Below are 576 nucleotides of genomic sequence, written 5' to 3'. Positions count from 1 at the left end.
GGAGGTACCCGCCGTACGGCGCTGTCGTGCCGGAGAATGGCCCCGTGCTGGAAATGACGCGCGAGGAGTTCGAGGAACTGGTCGCCGAGGCCCTGGACCGGATTCCGCCGGAGTTGACGCGGCTGATGGACAACGTCGCGGTGTTCGTCGAGGACGAGCCGCCGGCGGAGGATCCGGAGCTGCTCGGGCTGTACGAGGGGACGCCGCTGACGGATCGCGGCGAGTGGTACGCGGGGGTGCTGCCGGACCGGATCACGATCTACCGGGGGCCGACGCTGCGGATGTGCGAGTCGCGGGAGGAGGTCGTCGAGGAGACCGAGGTGACCGTCGTGCATGAGATCGCTCACCATTTCGGGATCGACGACGCCCGGCTGCACGCGCTCGGGTACGGCTGAGCCGGCGTCGCGGGGCGCGTGTCTTCCTGCGGGCGGCGGGAGTTGGGGAGGATGACTCCTGCGTCTGCCCCCGGAGGTGGCCCTGTGCGCCCCTTGTACGTACCTGTTCGCCTGGCCGTCACGGTCCTGGCCGTCGCCGCGGCCGCCGGTTGCATGAGCGTGGGCGACGAGGAGGGAGGCC

The 576-nt window shown here is 70.8% G+C and carries 1 protein-coding gene; it reads left to right on the top strand.

Annotation, left to right across the window (positions count from 1 at the left end):
• Window positions 1–44 precede the first annotated feature (44 nt).
• Window positions 45–395: a metallopeptidase family protein gene (locus BZL64_RS38815; protein WP_190047047.1), complete on the top strand. Its 351-nt coding sequence runs from the start codon at window positions 45–47 to the stop codon at window positions 393–395.
• Window positions 396–576 lie beyond the last annotated feature (181 nt).

This window comes from Streptomyces bobili, from assembly GCF_002154575.1.
Lineage (GTDB): Bacteria > Actinomycetota > Actinomycetes > Streptomycetales > Streptomycetaceae > Streptomyces > Streptomyces bobili.
This window is presented reverse-complemented; position numbering and strand designations above follow the sequence as displayed.